The organism is Streptomyces sp. NBC_01669 (genome assembly GCF_026339735.1).
Taxonomy (GTDB): domain Bacteria; phylum Actinomycetota; class Actinomycetes; order Streptomycetales; family Streptomycetaceae; genus Streptomyces; species Streptomyces yanii.
In genome coordinates this window covers 3660487-3677877 of sequence record NZ_JAPEQG010000001.1, presented here as the reverse complement: position 1 = coordinate 3677877, position 17391 = coordinate 3660487, and the positions used below count along the sequence as shown (strand labels likewise).

Sequence of the window (17391 nt, the reverse complement as noted above, 5' to 3'; positions counted from 1 at the left end):
CCAGCAGGAGTTGACCCATGTACACGCTCAGCGGCGTCACCAAGCGCTACACCCGCGGCAAGTCCACCGTCGATGCGCTCGCCGACGTCGATCTGACCATCGAGGACGGGGGCCGCCTGGTCATCCAGGGCCCCACCGGCGGCGGCAAGTCCACGCTGCTGCAGATGCTCGGCGGTCTGGACCGTCCGACGGCCGGCAGCGTCGAACTCGACGGTGTGGACCTCACGAAGCTCAGCGAGGCCAAGCTCACCAAGGTGCGCGCGCAGAACATCGGCTTCGTCTTCCAGAGCTTCAACCTCATCCCGACGCTGACCGCGCAGGAGAACGTCGAGACGGCGCTCGTCCCGCTCGGCGGCAGGCCTGCGGAGCGGCGCAGGCGGGCCGCGGAGGCGCTGGACTCCGTCGGACTCGGTGAGCGGCTCGGACACCTCCCGAGCGAGATGTCCGGCGGGCAGCAGCAGCGTGTGGCGATCGCACGGGCCCTGGTCAAGCAGCCGAAGGTGCTGCTCGCCGACGAGCCCACCGGCAACCTCGACGAATCGATGCGCGACGAGGTCATGGAGGTGCTGGAGACGATGTGGAAGGAGCACGGGCTGACCTTCATCATGGTCACCCACGACAGCGCGATCGCCCGCAGGGCGCCGCGGCTGGCGACCATCCGCAAGGGCCGTGTCACGATCACGGAGAACGCGGCGGCCTGACGCACGGACGCCACGGTATGGCGTACGGACGCAGAAGACGGCGTACGGACGCGTACGCGTGACGCACGGACGCACCGGCTCGGGCACACCGGCCTTCCGGGCAGGGGCAACGGCGCTAACGCCGCTGCCCCTGCCCGGCGCCTGCGGTTCCGTACACGGTTTCGCAGGCGCTCCGGTAAGCGGCGAGGTCGCTGCGGCGGACCTGGCGCAGTCCGGAGAGGTCGGCGGACGGGTCCGCCCGCGGGCGGCCGGGCGGGGTGCTGCCCGCGGGGCGCGGCCCCTCGCCCGTACCGGAGAAGCCGGAGCGCAACGGGCGCAGCCAGTAACAGGGCTGCAGCGGCAGTCGGGCCATCCCGTGGAGCCAGCGCCGGGTCAGCCGGCCGAGGCCGGGGCGACCGGCGTCGGGCAGTCCGATGACCCGTATGCCCATGATGAGTTTGCCCGCACCGGCCCCGACGAGTGCGGTCAGCACCACCTGGTTGAGGAACGAGAACGCGAGCGCCGGCCCGAGGATCAGGCCGGCGAGCTGTGGTCCGGTGGCCGCATGGGCATGCGACCGGGCCAGTAAGCCGACGGTCAGCAGGCAGAGGTAGCAGTCGAGCCCGACGGCGAGAAAGCGGCGCATGTCCCCGGCGCGCGGTGGGGTGCGGGGCAGCGGTCCGATGGGTGGTGTTGTCATGACTGCATCATGTCTGTTCTCCTCTGCTCATCGCACTAATCTCACGGTCATGACCGCTGCCATCACCGCCATGATCACCGCAGTCGTCGGTGTGCTCGGCACCCTGTTCGCGCCGATGCTCGCGCACCGAATGACCGCGCGGCAGCGCCGGGAGGAGGCCGAACTGGCCGACACGCGGCGGAGGTTCGAGGAGCGGCGCGCCCAGTACACGGCCATGAACCGGGCCTCCCGGCAATTCCACACACTTCTCAAGGACGCCCTGCACCGGATCAGGGACGGCGTCTATACGGAGCAGGAACGCACCCAGCTCGAAGAGGCCCGCCTCGACCACCGCGACCGCTACGCCGAGGCGCAGATGATCGTCCCGGAGCGGATCCTGCAGGCCTCCCGTGACCTCAACCAGGTCCTCGCGAACGCGGACGGAGCCGTCAAACGCCTGGATCGCGGTCTCGCCCGCGACGGCGAGACCGTGACCCGGATCCTGGAGAACCTGGGGGCGGCGAGTCCGTACCTCGACACGATGCGGGAGCTGATGCGGGAGGACCTGGGCATCGCCGACTGAGCCCCGCTCCTACCCCGGAGGTAATCGACGCTCCGCACGCCCCCGGGCAGCATGGTGCACACCGGCTGACGGATACACGGCAGCACGCAGATCCCGGAGGGCGAGACCATGACCGCATACGCCATAGCCCACCTGCACCCCGCCGCCCACCCCTGCGAGGAGGTTCTCACCTACATCGAGCGCATCCAGTCGACCATGGACCCCTTCGGCGGCCGCTTCCTCGTCCATGGCGCGCAGGTCGAGGTCATCGAGGGCGACTGGCCGGGTGCGCTCGTCGTCATCGGGTTCCCGAGCATGACGGCTGCCCGCGGTTGGTACGAGTCGGATGCCTACCGGGAACTGCTGCCGCTGCGGACCCGGAACATGGCGGGTGATGCGGTGCTCGTCGAAGGCGTCGGACCGGAGTACGACGCGTCGGTGACCGCGGCCGCGATGCGAGCGGCGGCAGCGGCCGTCAATGCCTGACGGGCCACGGCCGGGAACCCGTACGGTGACGCGTGGCCGGTGACGGCCGACGCGAGGGTCACGGCTGAGCCCCGAGGAGCTGCGGGCTCCGAGCCGAGGTGTAGCTGAGTACACCCCCGTTCCGGGTGGCGGGTCCCTCGCTGCGGCGCGCCCCGCCCGGGAGGATGGAACGCATCGGATCAACCACGGAGGGAACCCCATGAAGCCGCTGCTCTGGCTCGTGCTCTGTCTCGCAGTCGTCGCCAATGTCGGCCTGAACCTGATGGAGGACACCGGGCTGCACATCGCCCTGAGCGTCGTCTCGGGCGCTGTCGTCCTCGCGTCCGGCGTGCGGCTGTGGATGTTGCGGGACAGGCGCGAGGAGGCCTGACCCGTGGGCCCCGACCGGCCGCATCCGGTGTGGATTGCGCCATACGCCTGGTGCCGGAAGGCCCGGGGGAAGGCTCAGCATGTGGATGCGGCCGAGGATCGTGCGGCTCCCCTGGGACAATCGGTACGTCACAACGGTCCCGTACGTCGCATTGGTGAGTGCACTTCTCACGATGTCTGGGTGACGTCCTCAATGGGGAGGGGGACCGGCGGTGCCCCTCGGGACGGGGGCGCCTTCGCGCACGTTGCCGACCCATGGAAGGTCTTGATCAGATGCCGGCCACCCTTGTTTCCTCGGAGCCGCACGCAGCCGAGATCCGTGTCATCGAGCCGCTGTACGCGGAGATCCTGCGGCGCAATCGGGGCGAGAGCGAGTTCCATCAGGCGGTACGGGAAGTCCTCGAGACGCTCGGCCCGGTCCTGGCGCAGCGACCGGAGTTCGTGGATGCGCGGATCATCGAGCGCATCTGCGAGCCGGAGCGTCAGCTCATCTTCCGAGTGCCGTGGTCGGACGACTCCGGCGACATCCATGTGAACCGCGGCTTCCGGGTCGAGTTCTCCAGCGCCCTGGGACCGTACAAGGGCGGGCTGCGCTTCCACCCCTCGGTCGACCTCGGCATCGTGAAGTTCCTCGGCTTCGAGCAGATCTTCAAGAATGCCCTCACCGGCATGCCGATCGGCGGGGGCAAGGGCGGCGCCGACTTCGACCCGAAGGGCCGCTCCGACGCCGAGGTCATGCGGTTCTGCCAGTCGTTCATGACCGAACTCCACCGTCACCTGGGCGAGTACACGGACGTCCCGGCCGGTGACATCGGCGTCGGCGGCCGCGAGATCGGCTATCTGTTCGGTCAGTACAAGCGGATCACCAACCGGTACGAGTCCGGTGTGCTCACCGGAAAGGGCCTGGGCTGGGGCGGTGCCCAGGCGCGCACCGAGGCCACCGGCTACGGCTGTGTGCTCTTCACCGACGAGATGCTCAGGAGCCGGGGCGGATCCCTCGACGGCCGGCGGGTCGTCGTGTCGGGCTCCGGCAATGTCGCGATCTATGCGATCGAGAAGGCCCAGCAGCTCGGCGCGACCGTGGTGACGTGCTCCGACTCCGACGGATATGTCGTCGACGAGAAGGGCATCGACCTCGCCCTGCTCAAGGAGGTCAAGGAGGCCGGTCGCGGCCGGGTCTCGGAGTACGCGGAACGGCGCGGCGCGCATGTCGGCTTCGTCGCCGGCACGGGCGTGTGGAACGTCCCCTGCGACGTGGCCCTGCCGTGCGCCACGCAGAACGAACTCCACGAGGCCGATGCGCTGACGCTCGTACGCAACGGGGTGCAGGCGGTCGCCGAGGGCGCCAACATGCCCACCACCCCGGAGGCCGTGCGGGTCCTCCAGGAAGCGGGCGTCGCCTTCGCCCCCGGCAAGGCCGCCAACGCGGGCGGAGTGGCCACCAGCGCGCTGGAGATGCAGCAGAACGCGTCGCGCGACTCATGGACCTTCGCGCACACCGAGGAGCGGCTCGCGGAGATCATGCGCCACATCCACGACTCCTGCTTCACCACGGCGGAGCGCTACGGCAGCCCCGGCAACTACGTGGTCGGCGCGAACATCGCCGGTTTCGAACTCGTCGCGGACGCCATGCTCGCGCAGGGCCTCATCTGATCCCGTGTCGTACGCACCGCCGGCCCGGCCGCCTCCGCGGCCGTGCCGGCGGCGTCTGGGCCCTTCCCCTCGGATCGGTCCCTGCGAGCCCGGCGTGATCCGAACGCGAGAGGCCTCGAGAGCCCCGTCACCGTGCGGGGCGGCGGCGGAAGAACTCGGCCAGCCCCGTGTTCACGACCACCACGACGCCGGCCACCGACGCCGCCACCGGATGACCCACGCGGTACACCGCGTACACCCCGCCGCCGAGCACCACCGCCTTCACCAGCAGGACGCCCCACAGCGGAAGCCGGACCCGGGCGCGAGGAGCGGCGAACAGCCCCCACAGCACGATGGCCACCGCCGGCATTCCGAGCCCCAGCAGCCACTGGGCAGCGGCCCCGCCGCCGGCAGTGAAACCCCACCACGACAGGCACGCCAGCGCCGCCAACTCGATGACGAACGCCAGGAGTTCGTTGGCCATGAACCAGGGGCGGCCGCGCATCGCGGCAAGGCTGTCGAGGCCGTCGCTCGTCATCGGGTGGGACTCCTCCTCGGGCAGGTCCGCGAGACGGCGGGCGGCAGGTCAGCCGTCCGCGGGCGCGACACCGATCGGGCACGATACGCCCGTCCCCGCGGGTCTGTTGTGCCATGTGTCCCTCGTTTGTCAGCGCTCCGGCATAGGTTACCTACCGCCTGTACCAGCATGTCCGTCCCTGGAGGACTCGCACCCTGCCCCGCAAGATTCCCCCACCGCCCTTCGACCTGGCGGAGCTCGTACCGGAGTTCGCGAGCTTTGCCAGGGAGACAACCTTGCTGTATCCGAGGAGTGGGGAGCCCGGCGTCCGGCACAGTTCCATGGGCGGTCCGTTGCTCTGGCCGACCGGCGAACCATGGCCGTACTGCGCGCAGTCCGGGCACTGGGCCTTCGGCACCTGCGGTGATTCGGCGGGGGAGTCAAAGCCCGGTGCTGTGCCCATGGTGCCGGTGATCCAGCTTTTCGCCCGTGACGTGCCTTGGTGGGAGTTCCCCGAAGGCAAGGACGTGGTGCAGCTGCTCTGGTGCGCTCTCATCCACGAGGAGGATCCGGCCGGGGTCGTACTGCCGAAGCTTTACTGGCGCAACGAGGCCGAGACCGTCGCAAGGGGGTTGTTGCACCATTTTCCCACCCCTCGTGAGTACGAAGACGACTTCGTGCCCCGCCCCTGCACGGTCTGTCCGACTCCCGCGGTCGAGTACCCCGGCCATGACCTCCCCAATGAGCTGCTGACAGCCCTACGCCCCCGCCTCGAAGAGCTCCAGGACCGCTTCGGGTTCTGGTGCACGGAGGCGGCGAGCGCCCTGCAGAACAAAGTCGGTGGATATCCGGCTTGGACCCAGAGCCCGGACTGGCCGCACTGTGGCGAGGGCCACCGCATGGAGCACCTGTTCAGCGTCACCGGCGAGCCGGCCTATGGCATTGGCTCCCCCTGGACGAGCACGAACCCGGAACGACGCAACCGAAGTGGGACGCTCCAGCGGCAAAGGACGTCCTTGACACCATTGGGCCGGAACTTGCGATCGGGGACGCAGGAGGCCTCTACGTCTTCCTGTGCCGCCGGTGCCCCCATCTGCCGTACGCACACCGCTACGACTGCCACTGAGCGCCGGGTCGACACTCTCCGTATCCGGCGGGCGAACGTCTGGGCATCGCCTGCTCCTCATTGACTTCCGGTAGGTGCGATCCCGTTGGGGCAGAAAGTCTTCCCGGTTGCCCTGACCCCCGTGCCGACGAACGTGCGGCGCATGGGCCCGCGAAGTCATGGGTTGGGAAGGCTGACGAACGGGAGTGTGCGGCCCCCAGGCTGCGAGCGTGCTCACCGTGGCGTCTCGTACGCACTGATTCGGCACCACGGCAAGTCGGTTGGCCCTGTTCCTGTTGTGGACTACTTGTCAGTGGTCTCCAGCGCAGGAGCAATGCCCGTCGGGCAGGAAACTCCCCAGTTCGTCTCGAACGGGTCGCGCCGGCAAGCGCCTGGCGGCTACAACGGCATGTATGACGGTCTTCTTCTTCTGCGCGAAGTGCGGGGTCGAACTCACCCCGGACTTGGTGGAGCTGCCCGCCGTGCCGGAGGTCTCGGGCCGTGACAGGGATCGGGACAAGGAGACACGTCTGGCCCCCTCCACTGTGCCGCGAGGGCACTATGCGATTGATCCCGAGCCGTGGGGCGCACCGTTCGCGCCGCCGACCGGCAAACCTCGGCCGCACCATCCGCGCCGACTGCTCATGCCGCCCGAGCTGGCCGACTGGACCCCGACCGGGCCGAGGAACACCGTCGTCGTGCATCCCGACGACGTACCGGACCTGCGGCTGCTGGACCGGGGTGGCCCGCACCGGGGCTGTTGCGGCCCGCTCGGCACCGGGGGCCGCAACATAGCCTGCGGATGCGGTGTCCTCGTCGCCACCCTCGCTGCCGACTGCATGGGCCCGCACGAGCTCCACCTCGATCCCGTACGGGTGTACGCGTTCGACACGAAGGGAGCGGAGAGATGAGCAGCCGTCCTGTGCCAGCGCCTGTCGCTGACTGAACCAGACGCTGAACTGGCGCCGCTTAGACACCACTTCCGTGACCCCGCGTCCGAATTCGATGTGGGGCCCAGGTGGCGGTCCCTTGTGCTGCGGTGCCATGAGGCGGTCGTCGCGGAGTTTCCCGAGTACGAGCTTCTGGCGGTGAAGCAGAAGTGGGCGGCCCTGGCCTTCCAGGCCTTTCCTCGGCCGTGGAAGCGGGGCGGAAACTGGACGTCCGACGAGGCGGAGGCTCGACGCGCTGGTGGCCGAGTTCACGGCCGTCAGCGAGCACGTCTGCGAGCTGCGGCAACGCCGGAACGCTGCGCGAAACCCGGCCGATCGAGCTGACTCTCTGTGATGCGTGCGAGTCGGTCGTCGGACCGGACGGCCGCCTGTAGGAGCCCGCTCAGCGCTTCAGGAAGCGAGGCTCCGGCCACGCGGTGATCGGCTCGCTGGACGCCGAGTAGATCTCCAGGAGCGAGAGATAACCACCCTTGGTGAACACCATCACCCCCGCGTCGTCCGGTACGGCATACCAGGCATCTGCAGCCGGATTGCCATGCGCCGGTGCCGGCGCGACGCGGCCGCGACCCACTGCCAGGTCGACGGTCACACAGCCGCATCCGCACGTGTCCACCACTTGGGCGTGCGGGATCTGAGCGCGAAGGGCGCTGCTCACCGGATCCGTGCGGGGCAGCAGCGCCCGCAATGTCGCTGCCGCCTCCGGGGAGAGGGGCTCAGCCATCTGCCTTGGCGACGCCGATCGGGCACGATACGCCCGTCCCACCAGGGCTGTGCTGCCATGTAACCCGCTTGGTTGGTCAGTGGACGACGACACCCGGGATGAGAGCGACGAGGCCAGATACGAAGCTCCCCGCACCTGCCAGCGTGACTATGGTGGCCTTCCCGTCCGAGAAGAGGCCCGAGCAGAACTCTCGAAGCTGACGGCGGACGATGAGCAGCTTTAGCTTCTGCCAGAGGTGTTGGCGGATGTGGCAGCCAAGCAGCAGTCCGGAAGCGTTGTTGCGGCAACCGTCCGTCCGCCCTCGCACGGGTGCGCCGCAAGTCACCGGTGCCTGGAAGAAGCACCACAAGAGCACGGCCGCGGAGAGCGCGATCACCACCGCCGGGCCAGCGGCGGAGTTAATCCACGCCGCGATCAATAGGGCACCAGCCAGAACGCCCCACCACCGGCCCAGTCCGCCAAACCGCTTGCTGCTCGCTCCCGAAGCCGCCATGCAAGGAATGGTGGCTACTTCGGAGTGTCGTCATGCCACCACGGTGAACCTTGACTGAAAGCGAACTCCCGAAGGCTGACCGGCGATGGTTGCTCGCCCTCTGTGGGGTCTGTTCGGCATGGGCGGGGTTACTCCGTGGCCTCCGGTGCCGGAGCGATGCCCGTCGGGCACGACGCCCCCCAGTTCGTTTCGAACGGGGCACTTAGCTTGACCCCCGTCCCCACGAGCCTGCCGTGCCGTGTGACCGGTCCACGGAGAGCGTCACCTTCGGCGAGTTCGCCGGTCAAAGGCGCGCGGGTTCCGAGGAGGCCAACCAGCGGCCCTATCGCAGGACCGCGAAGAAGATAACGAGGGGCAACACGGCGGTGCGCTCCTCGCGGCGGCCGACGACCGCAGGGCCGGTTGGACGGGCACGGAATCGCTTGGAACCCTCGCGCGTTGGAGCAAGTGGACATGGGATGCCGGTGGTGTGTGAACCGAGCAGCCCGAGTGACTGAGCTGACACAAATTGGAGGGCTGCAATGGCGGCGCAGACGCAGAGGGCCGTGCTGGCGGGCGGATGCTTCTGGGGGATGCAGGACCTGATCCGCCGGCAGCCGGGCGTGACGGCGACTCGGGTCGGATACACCGGCGGCGACGTGCCGAACGCGACGTACCGTAACCATGGCACGCACGCGGAGGCCATTGAGATCCTTTTCGACCCCGAGAGGACCGACTTCCGCGGGATCCTGGAGTTGTTCTTCCAGATCCACGACCCGAGCACCAAGAACCGTCAGGGCAACGACATCGGCGTCAGCTACCGCTCGGCGATCTACTACGTGGATGACGAGCAGAAGCGGATCGCCGAGGACACGATCGCGGATGTGGACGCCTCCGGACTGTGGCCGGGCAAGGTCGTCACCGAGGTCGAGCCGGTCGGCCCCTTCTGGGAGGCCGAGCCCGAGCACCAGGACTACCTGGAGCGTTACCCGGAGGGTTACACCTGCCATTTCCCGCGCCCGGGATGGCGGCTGCCCGCCCGCGCGGAGGGCTGACCGCGAGAGGCGGCCCGGCGGCGGGCGCAGGCTGACTGGGCGGAAGTTCTGAGGCTGGGCCGTGCTTGTGCCCCGCCGTGGACGAAGAGGGTGCCGGCGGCGGACACAGCTGGGGTCGTCCGTGACCGGTCCAGGGCCCGGTGGGCGGCGTGCGCTCGGGCCGTCCGGGACATCACGGCGTGCTGGGCCGAAAGCAAGTGTCGACCAGGCCGTGATCGGAGCGTCTAGGACGGATAGGCCGCCCCGACCGACGTGGTCAGGGCCTGCAGTGCTGGAGCCGTGCGTCTCAGCCGTCGGTAGTGGTGACACCGGTCGGGCAGGAAGCTCCCGAGTTGGTCTCGAACGGGGTACTTAGCTTGACGCCCGTCCCGCCGATCCCGCAGTAGCCCGCCGGGTTCTTGTCCAGGTACTGCTGGTGATATGTCTCAGCAGGCCAGAACGTGCGGCCCTCTACCGGGAGGATCTCGGTGGTGATCTCGCCGTGGCCGGAGGCCGTCAGGACCCTCTGGTACGCCTCGCGGGATGCGGCCGCCGCCGCCTCCTGCTCTGGGGAGTGGGTGTAGATCGCCGAGCGGTACTGCGTACCCACGTCGTTGCCCTGGCGGAAGCCCTGCGTCGGGTCATGGGACTCCCAGAAGAGCTTCAGCAGCTCGGAGTACGTGACGATCTTTGGGTCGAAGACGACGCGCACCGCTTCCGTGTGCCCCGTCAGGCCCGAGCAGACCTCTTCGTACGCGGGGTTCTCCGTATAGCCGCCCTGGTAGCCGGCGAGTGTCGTCCAGACGCCGTCCGTCTGCCAGAACTTGCGCTCGGCGCCCCAGAAACAGCCCAGCGCGAAGTCCGCGACCTCCAGGCCGTCCGGGTATGGGCCCAGCAGCGGATTGCCGAGGACCGTGTGGCGGGACGGGACGGTGAATTCGGGCTCCGGGGTGGGGAGCTGCGGGGTGCGGCGGTGCAGGAACATGCGGGGGCTCCTCCGGGGTAGGGGTGTGCAGCCCGTACGACGCGGCGGGGCCGCTGCAGATTCCGGCGCCCCCGCCGCGTCGCACCGGTCAGTTCCCACCCGCCGCCAGGACCTGTGCGGCGCTGAAGTCGCGGGCCTGGACGTAGCGCTTCTTCGGGGCCCCGGAGTACGTCCACTGGGCGCTGTCGATATGGCCGTCGACCGCGCGGAACTGCTCCACCACTTCCTCGTACCGGTCCTGCCAGTACAGCAGCCAGGCGAGCATGTGGCGGACCCCGATGATCCGCCGGTCCCCGGGGTCGGCCTCCACGGCGGCCGACACATCGATCAGACAGGCATCGACCGCGGCGATCACCTCGGGGCTCTTGTAGTACACGTCCGGATCGACGTCCTGCTCCCCCGTCTCCTGCTCGAACGCGGCGTAGAGCGGACGGAAGGAGAGCAGCCGGCCGGGCTGCCCTTCGCCGCCGCCTCGCGCGCGAAACGCTCGGCCAGCTCGTGCGAACCGCGCCACTTGCGGCACCAGCACTGGAGCGCCGAGGTGTGAGCCGCGAGGTGGTGCGCGTCGCGCTTCTCGATCTCGGCCCACAGGGCGCGGAAGTCGTCGTGCCCGTAACCGAGGCCCAGGGCGCAGGAGATCTCGGCGATGTACGGGCACGGGTCGTCGCCCGCCAGCTCCTGGGCCTCGTGGCAGGCCACCCGGGCCTGGGCCATCATCCAGTGGAAGCCGGCGAACTGCTCCTGCGTGGTGTACTTCGCCTGCTTCGCACCGCGGATCTCCGCCGCCACGCTGATCAGCGCGCCCGCGTGCACGAGGCGCCCGCGTCCTTCGGCTGCGCGGTGCGCCAGGCCAGCAGCCAGGTGTCGTCGGCCGCAGCCGCGGCCTCGTCTTGGAGGACGCCAGCGCGCCGGTAGCGCTCCTGCCAGTCCCGGCCCGCGCCGGCGAGGAAGTCGGCGCCCGCCTGCCAGTTCCCGGCCCGGACAGTGGCGCGTACCTCCTCGTCGTGCGGGTCGGGGGCGGCGGCGTGTGCGCTGTCGAGGGCGTCGGCCGGGACGAAGCCGAGCTCCGCCGCGGCCCTCGCCGGGTCGGACTTACGGCTCCGGCGGCTGCTGGACGCCGAGGGGGTGTCGGGCGACGCGGTGTTCTTCCGTGCCTTCAACCAGAAGTAGACGCCGAACGCGATCGCCAGCAGAGGTATCAGTCGTGCCACAGGGAGTACCGGTCCAATCCGGGAGGATGCAGGGAGGTCACGGGGTGAGCAGTTTGCGCAGCGGTTCGGTGTCCGGGATGTCCGCCACGGCGGCGTCCAGCGCCGCGGGGAGTTCCTGCGCGTACCCGTGCGGCAGCTCCAGCGTGGCGGAGTCGGACCAGGACAGCTGCCAGCGGGCCCGTCCCTGCCGTACGCACTCGTTGCTGACCAGCTGCGACAGGCCGGACCGCAGCCGGGGCCTGGCGAACTCGCGGGCCGCCCGGCCGGTCGCCGCGGCGGCCTCCTCGGACTTGGGCAGCCGGTCGGCGATCTGCCACAGCGCACCCGCGTCGATCGCGTCGAGCGTGGCGGAGAGCGAGCCGTCGCTGCCGGTCGCCTCGGCGACCACCGCGCCGAACCCCTGCGCCGACCGTTCGGTGTACGACGCCATCGACTCGTGCACCAGCTCCGGCCAGTCGGCCCGGCGCAGCCCCAGCGCCTCGGGTGTGAGGACTGCCTGTTCGACGGCGGCGAGGGCCCGCTCGGGATCGGCGAGCAGGGCCAGAGACGGTTCCACCGGCTCCGACGCACGCCCGTCGTCCGGCAGCGCCTCTATCCGGGCGACGCGCTCCGCGATCGGCGGATGCGAGTCGTACGGGGAGGACGGCTCGGTCGGCAGGGAGCCGCGCATCTCGTCCAGCTCGTCCTGGCGGGCGGCCAACAGATGCCGTACGCCTCCGAGGACCTGGCCGGGCAGCGGCAGCATTCCTGCCTCGACGCCGAGCGTGGCGTACGCGTTCATGTAGAAGCCGTGGGCGGCGTCGAGGGCCGGGAGCTCGCGCAGGGCGGACGCGGTCGCGTCACGGCCCGCGATCCGGGCCGCGGCGACATCGGCCGCGAGCTCTTCGCGGCGGGCTCCGGAGAGCGTGGCACGCATGTAGAACTTCGCGTACGCCGTGTAGATCGCCGCCATCGCGCGGTACGTGACACCCGCGCCGCCGGTGTCGATCTCCTTGGCCTTCTTGCCCTTGGCGAGGGCCTTCGCCGCCTTCTTCTCCTGGCGCGCCTGCTCCTTGGCGACGGTTTTGCCCGCCCGCTCCTGGAAGTGGGCGATGGTGCGCATCACCTGGATGCGGCCGCGCGCGGTGATCGCGGTGAGGCGGGTGTCGGAGTTGCCGTAGTGGCCCATCTCATGGGCGAGTACGGAACGCAGCTGGGCCTGGGACAGGCCGGTCATCAGGGGCAGGCCGAGATAGAGCCGGCGCCTGCCGCCGACCAGGCCGAGGAACCTGGCGTCCTCGCTGACCGCGGCGTTCACATCGCCGGTGAGCACGATCTCGTCGGGCGCGCGGGTGCCGACCTGCTGCGCGATGTCACGGACGGTGGCCCAGAGCCGGGGTTCGTGGGTGTCGTCGACCGGAAGTCCGGCCAGGCCCTCGTCCTTCGGCGTGCGCAGCATGAACATGCCCCGCACGATCGGGACGGCCAGCACGACGCTGAGGACGAACAGCTTCGTGGCGACGCTTCCCGTCGTCCACGCGAACGCCGCCCAGTCGAGGGCGCCGAGGGCGACGAGCAGGACGACGCTCAGCAGATAGAAGCCGGCGAGCAGGACAAGGGCGCGCGCGGCACGCAGAGATGGGCCCATCGGGCGATTCCCCCCACGGGAATGAGAAACGTATGGCGAACGGCAGAGCCGGGGCGGTGCGGGTTGTGGGGGGAACCGGAGTATGTCCTACCGCGGGCGGATGCGGCAACGTGGTTCGGCGAGAGCCGGAGCCGGCGGCGGAACGAGGGCTGACCAGCGGTGGAACAAGGGCTGACCAGCGGTGGAACCGGCCCCCTTACCGCGGCAGCGTCGCCGGGCTGCCGCCGTTCGCCTCGTATCCGGCGACCGCCAGCGCCCGGTAGACCGTGTACTCGGCGGCCGGGTCGGGGTTCTGCGTCCACGGCAGCGCACCCACGTGCCCGTCGATGTGGACGAGCTGGTGCATCGCCTCCGCCCAGCGTTCCATCCGGACCAGGAACAACACCAGCAGATGACGGACATGGGCGAGCATCGGGTCGTCGGGGCGCGCCGCGTGCACCGCGAACAAGGCACCCTCGACGGCCTTCGTCACCACGACGCCCCGGTAGAAGCCCTGCACCAGATTGACCTCGGGCAGATGCTCGTACACCGCGAACAGCGGCAACGCGGCCAGCAGCGAACCCTGCGGGGCGCGGGCCGCGGCGGACGTCGCGAACCGCTCGGCCTCCTCGCGGGAGCCGTGCCACTTCTCGCACCAGAAGTGCAGCGCGGCGATGTGCGCGCCCATGTGCGCCGGAGCGCGGTCGATGATCTTCGCCCAGAGCTGGTCGAACTGCTCGTGGGAGTAGCCGAGTCCACGCGCGACGGCCAGCTCGACGATGTACGGGACCGGGTCGCCGGGCGCCAGCAGGGCCGCCTCGCCGCAGACCGTACGGGCTTCCTCCAGGATGATCCGGAAGTCGTCCGTCCCCGCGGACGACGACCGCCATGCCTGCTGGACCAGGAACTCGGCGTGCACCGCGGCCCCACCCGCGTCCTTCGGCGACTGGGCGCGCCACGACCGCAGCCACGCGCCACCGACCCCGGGCGCCTGCATCAGCTCCAGGGAGGCGGCACCGGCGAACGCCTGCACGCGCTGCCACCGCACCTCACCCTCCTTCGGCGTCCCCGCCAGCAACTGAGCGGCGGCGCGCCAGTCCTGGGTGCGCTGCACGACATCGAGGACATCGAGGAGGTCCTGGTCGGGGCCCGGCATCCGGATGTCCAGCTCCTCCTGGCGCACGAAGCCGTAAGTGTCCGGGTCGGCGGCGTCCGGGGAGCCGGGCGCGACCTGGCGGATACCGGAGCGGCGACGCAGCACGAAGGGGCCGAGGACCGCGGCGAGCATGCACAGCGCGATCAGGAACCAGAGAATCTCCATGCGCCCATTGTCACCGGACGGCGCAGTGGCCGTGGATCACCCCTGTGACGAACTACGCTCGGGCCCCATGAGCGATCAGCACAGCTTCGAGACCCTCGCGATCCACGCGGGCAACACCGCCGATCCCCTCACCGGCGCCGTTGTTCCGCCCATCTATCAGGTGTCCACGTACAAGCAGGACGGCGTCGGCGGACTGCGCGGCGGCTACGAATACAGCCGCAGCGCCAACCCGACGCGCACGGCGCTGGAGGAGAACCTCGCGGCCATCGAGGGCGGCCGCCGCGGTCTCGCCTTCGCGTCCGGGCTCGCGGCGGAGGACTGCCTGCTCCGCACGCTGCTCCACCCCGGCGCCCATGTCGTCATCCCGAACGACGCCTACGGCGGCACCTTCCGGCTCTTCGCCAAGGTCGTCCAGCGGTGGGGCGTCGACTACTCCGTCGCGGACACCTCGGACCCGGCGGCGGTCCGGGCCGCGGTCAACGACCGTACGAAGGTCATCTGGGTCGAGACGCCGTCCAACCCGCTGCTCGGCATCACCGACATCGCCGCGGTCGCGGACGTGGCGCGCACCGCGGGAGCCCGGCTGGTCGTCGACAACACCTTCGCCAGCCCTTACCTGCAGCAGCCGATCGCACTCGGCGCGGACGTCGTCGTGCACTCCCTGACCAAGTACATGGGCGGCCACTCCGACGTCGTCGGCGGTGCGCTGATCGCCGCCGACGCGGAGCTCGGCGAGGAACTGGCGTACCACCAGAACGCGATGGGCGCGGTCGCCGGACCGTTCGACTCCTGGCTGGTGCTGCGTGGCATCAAGACGCTGCCCGTCCGGATGGACCGGCACAGCGAGAACGCGGCCAAGGTCGCCGAGCTGCTGACCCGGCACCCCAAGGTCACCCAGGTCCTCTACCCGGGGCTGCCGGAGCACCCGGGACACGAGATCGCCGCCAAGCAGATGAAGGCGTTCGGCGGCATGGTCTCCTTCCGGGTCCAGGGCGGCGAGGAGGCAGCGGTCGAGGTCTGCAACCGGGCCAAGCTCTTCACGCTCGGTGAGTCGCTCGGTGGCGTCGAGTCGCTGGTGGAGCACCCGGGCCGGATGACGCACGCCTCCGTGGCCGGCTCCGCCCTGGAGGTACCGGCCGATCTGGTCCGCCTCTCCGTCGGCATCGAGTCCGCGGACGACCTGATGGCCGACCTGACGCAGGCGCTCGGATAGGGCCTTTCTTTCGGACCGGATCGGGGAGCGGGGTCCGGTGCGCGCGGCTGCAAGGCGGAGGGGGAGGCGACGCGGAGCGTCGGTGACCGACGGCAACGCGGCAATGTGCGTGCCGGGGCCCGCGAGCCTGGCGTGATCCCAAAGGGAGGCCCAGGGAGTCCGGCGGCACAGAACCGGGCGGGCAGGCGCTCGTCCCGCCCGCCCGGCGTCCTGGGGGTCAGGCGTCGACCTTCTCGTCCTCCAGCGACGCCCGGATCTGCTCCCGCAGCTCCGGGCTGTCGGCGTGTTCGTGGACGGAGACCGCGTGTTCCGTCGCGGCTCGCACCACTTCCTCCTCCTCACCGGCGATGGTGAGCGAGCAGTTCGTGACGCTCGGGTGCTTGCGGCAGTCAGCGATCTTCCGGGTCATGACGGTCTCCTCGGCTCGTGCGGCATGCCGTCACATCCAGGATAAATCCGCAGGAATCGGGCTCTACACCCCGTCCAGGGGCGGGGTCGTCTCCGCGGGCGGCACGTGCCAGGGCTCGGCGATCATCACCCACACCGTGAACGCGACCACCGCCACGCACAGCACGAACACCACCAGCGCACGGAGCGCACGGCGCCGCCGCAGCATCCGGCCGCCCTGCTCCGCCGCCCGCTCCGCCAGATCGGCGGGGACCTGCGGATGCGGCACGTCCAGCATCCGCCGGACCTGCTCCTCCTTCTGGCCCTGACGGCTCATGGCCCCGCCCCCAGCAGCCGTACGGGCAGCCGCCGCGCCGTGGGCCTGCGGGTGCCGCGCATCGTGGCCACCGACCGGTTGCAGAGCGCCCGGACCCGGTCCACCGGAAGCCCCAGCAACGCGGCGGTCTGCTCCTCCGCGACCCCCTCGTACAGCCGCAGCACGAGAACCAGCCGCTCCCGCGGGGTCAGCGGATCCAACAGCCCACCGCGCGGCCGATGGTGCCGCCACGCCTCATGGGCGAACCGGATGGCCAGCTCCTGCCGGGTGCGGTCGTACGGATCCTCACCGTGCAGCCCGTCCCAGGCCGCGTACGTGCGGGCCAGGGCGGCGGTCAGCAGCCGCTGCGCCCGTTCGTTCGCGCCCGTCGGCTCGGCGGTGAGCAGGGTGGCGGTATGCAGCAGTCGGCCCGCGGCGCCCGCCACAAAGGCCTCGAACTCCTGGGCGCGCCGCCGCTGAAGTCCTGCCTGCCGCTCTCGCACACCCACATCGGAGCGCCGGGAAGGTCCCCGGGTCAAGAGGTCGTACAGGCATATTCCAGTCCTCAGCCGCTCGCGGGCTGGTGCTGCCGCGCAGCCAGCGCCGCGTTGAACCGGGTCAGCAGCGTGCAGAACGTCTCGCGCTCCTCCGCCGTCCATTCCCCCGTCACCTGCGACATCAGCTCCCGCCGCGACGCACGCACCTCGTCCAGCCGCGCATGTCCGCGCGGCGACAGCTGAAGCACGACCGCGCGGCCGTCCTCCGGATGCGAGGTCCGCTTGACCAGACCGGTGTCGACGAGCGGCGCGACCTGACGGGTCACGGTCGAGGAGTCGATCCCCATGCCCGCGGCCAGCGCCTTGACGCCCATCGGGCCTTCCCGGTCCAGTCGGTTCAGCAGCAGGTACGCCGCCCGGTCCATGGAATTGCGGACCTGGCCGACACCGCCGAGGCGGGTCTGCTCGGCACGGCGGGCGAAGACGGCCACCTGGTGCTGCAGAACATCGAGGAGGTGGTCGGGACCCGGGGAGTCGGGGGTGGCGCCCCCGGAAGGAGACGCAGCAGTCGTCATGTCCTGAGGGGGCATGGCCGGGGGCTCTCTTCGTGCGGTGTTCGGATGGGTGGGGGACAGAGTACGCGGCCAC

The 17391-nt window shown here is 70.2% G+C and carries 22 protein-coding genes; 8 read left to right on the top strand and 14 right to left on the bottom strand.

The window, feature by feature from the left end; all coding sequences use genetic code 11:
* The first annotated feature begins 17 nt into the window (after positions 1 to 17).
* Complete coding sequence (locus OG972_RS16170; RefSeq protein ID WP_266982209.1) at positions 18 to 701, top strand: ABC transporter ATP-binding protein; 684 nt, start codon at positions 18 to 20, stop codon at positions 699 to 701.
* 115 nt (positions 702 to 816) lie between these two features.
* Here the strand turns inward: OG972_RS16170 and OG972_RS16165 are convergent, their stop codons facing one another.
* The gene (locus OG972_RS16165) at positions 817 to 1380 is read right to left on the bottom strand and encodes an RDD family protein (RefSeq protein WP_323135873.1); all 564 of its coding nucleotides are present in this window, start codon (positions 1378 to 1380) and stop codon (positions 817 to 819) included.
* Between the two features lie 49 nt (positions 1381 to 1429).
* Here OG972_RS16165 and OG972_RS16160 point away from each other — a divergent pair, with 49 nt between their 5' ends.
* The 4 genes from OG972_RS16160 to gdhA all read left to right on the top strand — a co-directional run bounded on the left by OG972_RS16160 (position 1430) and on the right by gdhA (position 4429).
* Positions 1430 to 1942 (top strand): hypothetical protein, encoded by a 513-nt coding sequence (locus OG972_RS16160; protein ID WP_266982207.1) that lies wholly within the window; start codon positions 1430 to 1432, stop codon positions 1940 to 1942.
* A 108-nt stretch (positions 1943 to 2050) separates the two neighbouring features.
* The gene (locus OG972_RS16155; RefSeq protein ID WP_266982205.1) at positions 2051 to 2407 is read left to right on the top strand and encodes a DUF1330 domain-containing protein; all 357 of its coding nucleotides are present in this window, start codon (positions 2051 to 2053) and stop codon (positions 2405 to 2407) included.
* Between the two features lie 199 nt (positions 2408 to 2606).
* Positions 2607 to 2777 carry a hypothetical protein gene (locus OG972_RS16150; protein WP_266982203.1) on the top strand — a complete coding sequence of 57 codons (171 nt, stop codon included), beginning with the start codon at positions 2607 to 2609 and terminating at the stop codon, positions 2775 to 2777.
* Between the two features lie 272 nt (positions 2778 to 3049).
* Positions 3050 to 4429, top strand: a complete 1380-nt coding sequence (gene gdhA / locus OG972_RS16145) for an NADP-specific glutamate dehydrogenase (RefSeq protein WP_266990516.1) — start codon at positions 3050 to 3052, stop codon at positions 4427 to 4429.
* A gap of 127 nt (positions 4430 to 4556) precedes the next feature.
* Here gdhA and OG972_RS16140 read toward each other — a convergent pair whose 3' ends face one another.
* The gene (locus OG972_RS16140) at positions 4557 to 4946 is read right to left on the bottom strand and encodes a YrdB family protein (RefSeq protein WP_266982201.1); all 390 of its coding nucleotides are present in this window, start codon (positions 4944 to 4946) and stop codon (positions 4557 to 4559) included.
* Between the two features lie 1497 nt (positions 4947 to 6443).
* Here OG972_RS16140 and OG972_RS16135 point away from each other — a divergent pair.
* Complete coding sequence (locus tag OG972_RS16135) at positions 6444 to 6941, top strand: hypothetical protein (protein WP_266982199.1); 498 nt, start codon at positions 6444 to 6446, stop codon at positions 6939 to 6941.
* Positions 6942 to 7362: 421 nt separating this feature from the next.
* Here OG972_RS16135 and OG972_RS16130 read toward each other — a convergent pair whose 3' ends face one another.
* Positions 7363 to 7569, bottom strand: a complete 207-nt coding sequence (locus tag OG972_RS16130) for a hypothetical protein (RefSeq protein WP_266982197.1) — start codon at positions 7567 to 7569, stop codon at positions 7363 to 7365.
* A gap of 208 nt (positions 7570 to 7777) precedes the next feature.
* Positions 7778 to 8194 (bottom strand): hypothetical protein, encoded by a 417-nt coding sequence (locus OG972_RS16125; protein WP_266982195.1) that lies wholly within the window; start codon positions 8192 to 8194, stop codon positions 7778 to 7780.
* Between the two features lie 521 nt (positions 8195 to 8715).
* On the opposite strand from OG972_RS16125, the gene msrA (OG972_RS16120) reads away from it, so the two are divergent.
* Positions 8716 to 9228, top strand: a complete 513-nt coding sequence (msrA, locus tag OG972_RS16120) for a peptide-methionine (S)-S-oxide reductase MsrA (protein ID WP_266982193.1) — start codon at positions 8716 to 8718, stop codon at positions 9226 to 9228.
* Between the two features lie 286 nt (positions 9229 to 9514).
* Here msrA (OG972_RS16120) and msrA (OG972_RS16115) read toward each other — a convergent pair whose 3' ends face one another.
* The 6 genes from msrA (OG972_RS16115) to OG972_RS16090 form a co-directional block, all read right to left on the bottom strand.
* Positions 9515 to 10192 (bottom strand): peptide-methionine (S)-S-oxide reductase MsrA, encoded by a 678-nt coding sequence (gene msrA, locus OG972_RS16115; RefSeq protein WP_266982191.1) that lies wholly within the window; start codon positions 10190 to 10192, stop codon positions 9515 to 9517.
* Between the two features lie 88 nt (positions 10193 to 10280).
* The gene (locus OG972_RS16110) at positions 10281 to 10568 is read right to left on the bottom strand and encodes a hypothetical protein (protein WP_266982189.1); all 288 of its coding nucleotides are present in this window, start codon (positions 10566 to 10568) and stop codon (positions 10281 to 10283) included.
* The gene (locus tag OG972_RS16105) at positions 10544 to 11005 is read right to left on the bottom strand and encodes a hypothetical protein (protein ID WP_266982188.1); all 462 of its coding nucleotides are present in this window, start codon (positions 11003 to 11005) and stop codon (positions 10544 to 10546) included. Before OG972_RS16105 ends, OG972_RS16110 begins: the two co-directional genes overlap by 25 nt.
* Positions 10987 to 11403, bottom strand: coding sequence for a hypothetical protein (locus tag OG972_RS16100; protein WP_266982186.1), 417 nt, complete (start codon positions 11401 to 11403; stop codon positions 10987 to 10989). The genes OG972_RS16105 and OG972_RS16100 overlap by 19 nt, the downstream gene beginning before the upstream one ends.
* 37 nt (positions 11404 to 11440) lie before the next feature.
* Positions 11441 to 13030, bottom strand: a complete 1590-nt coding sequence (locus OG972_RS16095) for a M48 family metallopeptidase (protein ID WP_266982184.1) — start codon at positions 13028 to 13030, stop codon at positions 11441 to 11443.
* Positions 13031 to 13226: 196 nt separating this feature from the next.
* Positions 13227 to 14330, bottom strand: a complete 1104-nt coding sequence (locus OG972_RS16090; RefSeq protein WP_266982182.1) for a hypothetical protein — start codon at positions 14328 to 14330, stop codon at positions 13227 to 13229.
* Between the two features lie 67 nt (positions 14331 to 14397).
* Between OG972_RS16090 and OG972_RS16085 the strand changes: the two genes are divergently transcribed.
* Positions 14398 to 15543 carry a cystathionine gamma-synthase gene (locus OG972_RS16085; protein WP_266982180.1) on the top strand — a complete coding sequence of 382 codons (1146 nt, stop codon included), beginning with the start codon at positions 14398 to 14400 and terminating at the stop codon, positions 15541 to 15543.
* Between the two features lie 217 nt (positions 15544 to 15760).
* On the opposite strand, the gene OG972_RS16080 is transcribed toward OG972_RS16085, so the two are convergent.
* The 4 genes from OG972_RS16080 to OG972_RS16065 form a co-directional block, all read right to left on the bottom strand.
* Positions 15761 to 15952, bottom strand: a complete 192-nt coding sequence (locus OG972_RS16080; RefSeq protein ID WP_037688500.1) for a DUF1059 domain-containing protein — start codon at positions 15950 to 15952, stop codon at positions 15761 to 15763.
* Between the two features lie 63 nt (positions 15953 to 16015).
* The gene (locus OG972_RS16075; protein WP_266982177.1) at positions 16016 to 16267 is read right to left on the bottom strand and encodes a hypothetical protein; all 252 of its coding nucleotides are present in this window, start codon (positions 16265 to 16267) and stop codon (positions 16016 to 16018) included.
* On the bottom strand, positions 16264 to 16749 hold the full coding sequence (locus OG972_RS16070) for a sigma factor-like helix-turn-helix DNA-binding protein (RefSeq protein ID WP_266982176.1): 486 nt from the start codon (positions 16747 to 16749) through the stop codon (positions 16264 to 16266). The genes OG972_RS16075 and OG972_RS16070 overlap by 4 nt, the downstream gene beginning before the upstream one ends.
* A 62-nt stretch (positions 16750 to 16811) precedes the next feature.
* Entirely contained in the window at positions 16812 to 17333 is a 522-nt protein-coding gene (locus tag OG972_RS16065; protein WP_266982174.1) for a MarR family winged helix-turn-helix transcriptional regulator, read from the bottom strand.
* Positions 17334 to 17391 lie beyond the last annotated feature (58 nt).

Coding starts and splice junctions, on each gene's coding strand:
- OG972_RS16170 (WP_266982209.1), top strand. CDS start 18: ATGTACACGCTCAGCGGCGTCACCAAGCGCTACACCCGCGGCAAGTCC.
- OG972_RS16165 (WP_323135873.1), bottom strand. CDS start 1,380: ATGACAACACCACCCATCGGACCGCTGCCCCGCACCCCACCGCGCGCC.
- OG972_RS16160 (WP_266982207.1), top strand. CDS start 1,430: ATGACCGCTGCCATCACCGCCATGATCACCGCAGTCGTCGGTGTGCTC.
- OG972_RS16155 (WP_266982205.1), top strand. CDS start 2,051: ATGACCGCATACGCCATAGCCCACCTGCACCCCGCCGCCCACCCCTGC.
- OG972_RS16150 (WP_266982203.1), top strand. CDS start 2,607: ATGAAGCCGCTGCTCTGGCTCGTGCTCTGTCTCGCAGTCGTCGCCAAT.
- gdhA (WP_266990516.1), top strand. CDS start 3,050: ATGCCGGCCACCCTTGTTTCCTCGGAGCCGCACGCAGCCGAGATCCGT.
- OG972_RS16140 (WP_266982201.1), bottom strand. CDS start 4,946: ATGACGAGCGACGGCCTCGACAGCCTTGCCGCGATGCGCGGCCGCCCC.
- OG972_RS16135 (WP_266982199.1), top strand. CDS start 6,444: ATGACGGTCTTCTTCTTCTGCGCGAAGTGCGGGGTCGAACTCACCCCG.
- OG972_RS16125 (WP_266982195.1), bottom strand. CDS start 8,194: ATGGCGGCTTCGGGAGCGAGCAGCAAGCGGTTTGGCGGACTGGGCCGG.
- msrA (WP_266982193.1), top strand. CDS start 8,716: ATGGCGGCGCAGACGCAGAGGGCCGTGCTGGCGGGCGGATGCTTCTGG.
- msrA (WP_266982191.1), bottom strand. CDS start 10,192: ATGTTCCTGCACCGCCGCACCCCGCAGCTCCCCACCCCGGAGCCCGAA.
- OG972_RS16095 (WP_266982184.1), bottom strand. CDS start 13,030: ATGGGCCCATCTCTGCGTGCCGCGCGCGCCCTTGTCCTGCTCGCCGGC.
- OG972_RS16090 (WP_266982182.1), bottom strand. CDS start 14,330: ATGGAGATTCTCTGGTTCCTGATCGCGCTGTGCATGCTCGCCGCGGTC.
- OG972_RS16085 (WP_266982180.1), top strand. CDS start 14,398: ATGAGCGATCAGCACAGCTTCGAGACCCTCGCGATCCACGCGGGCAAC.
- OG972_RS16080 (WP_037688500.1), bottom strand. CDS start 15,952: ATGACCCGGAAGATCGCTGACTGCCGCAAGCACCCGAGCGTCACGAAC.
- OG972_RS16075 (WP_266982177.1), bottom strand. CDS start 16,267: ATGAGCCGTCAGGGCCAGAAGGAGGAGCAGGTCCGGCGGATGCTGGAC.
- OG972_RS16065 (WP_266982174.1), bottom strand. CDS start 17,333: ATGCCCCCTCAGGACATGACGACTGCTGCGTCTCCTTCCGGGGGCGCC.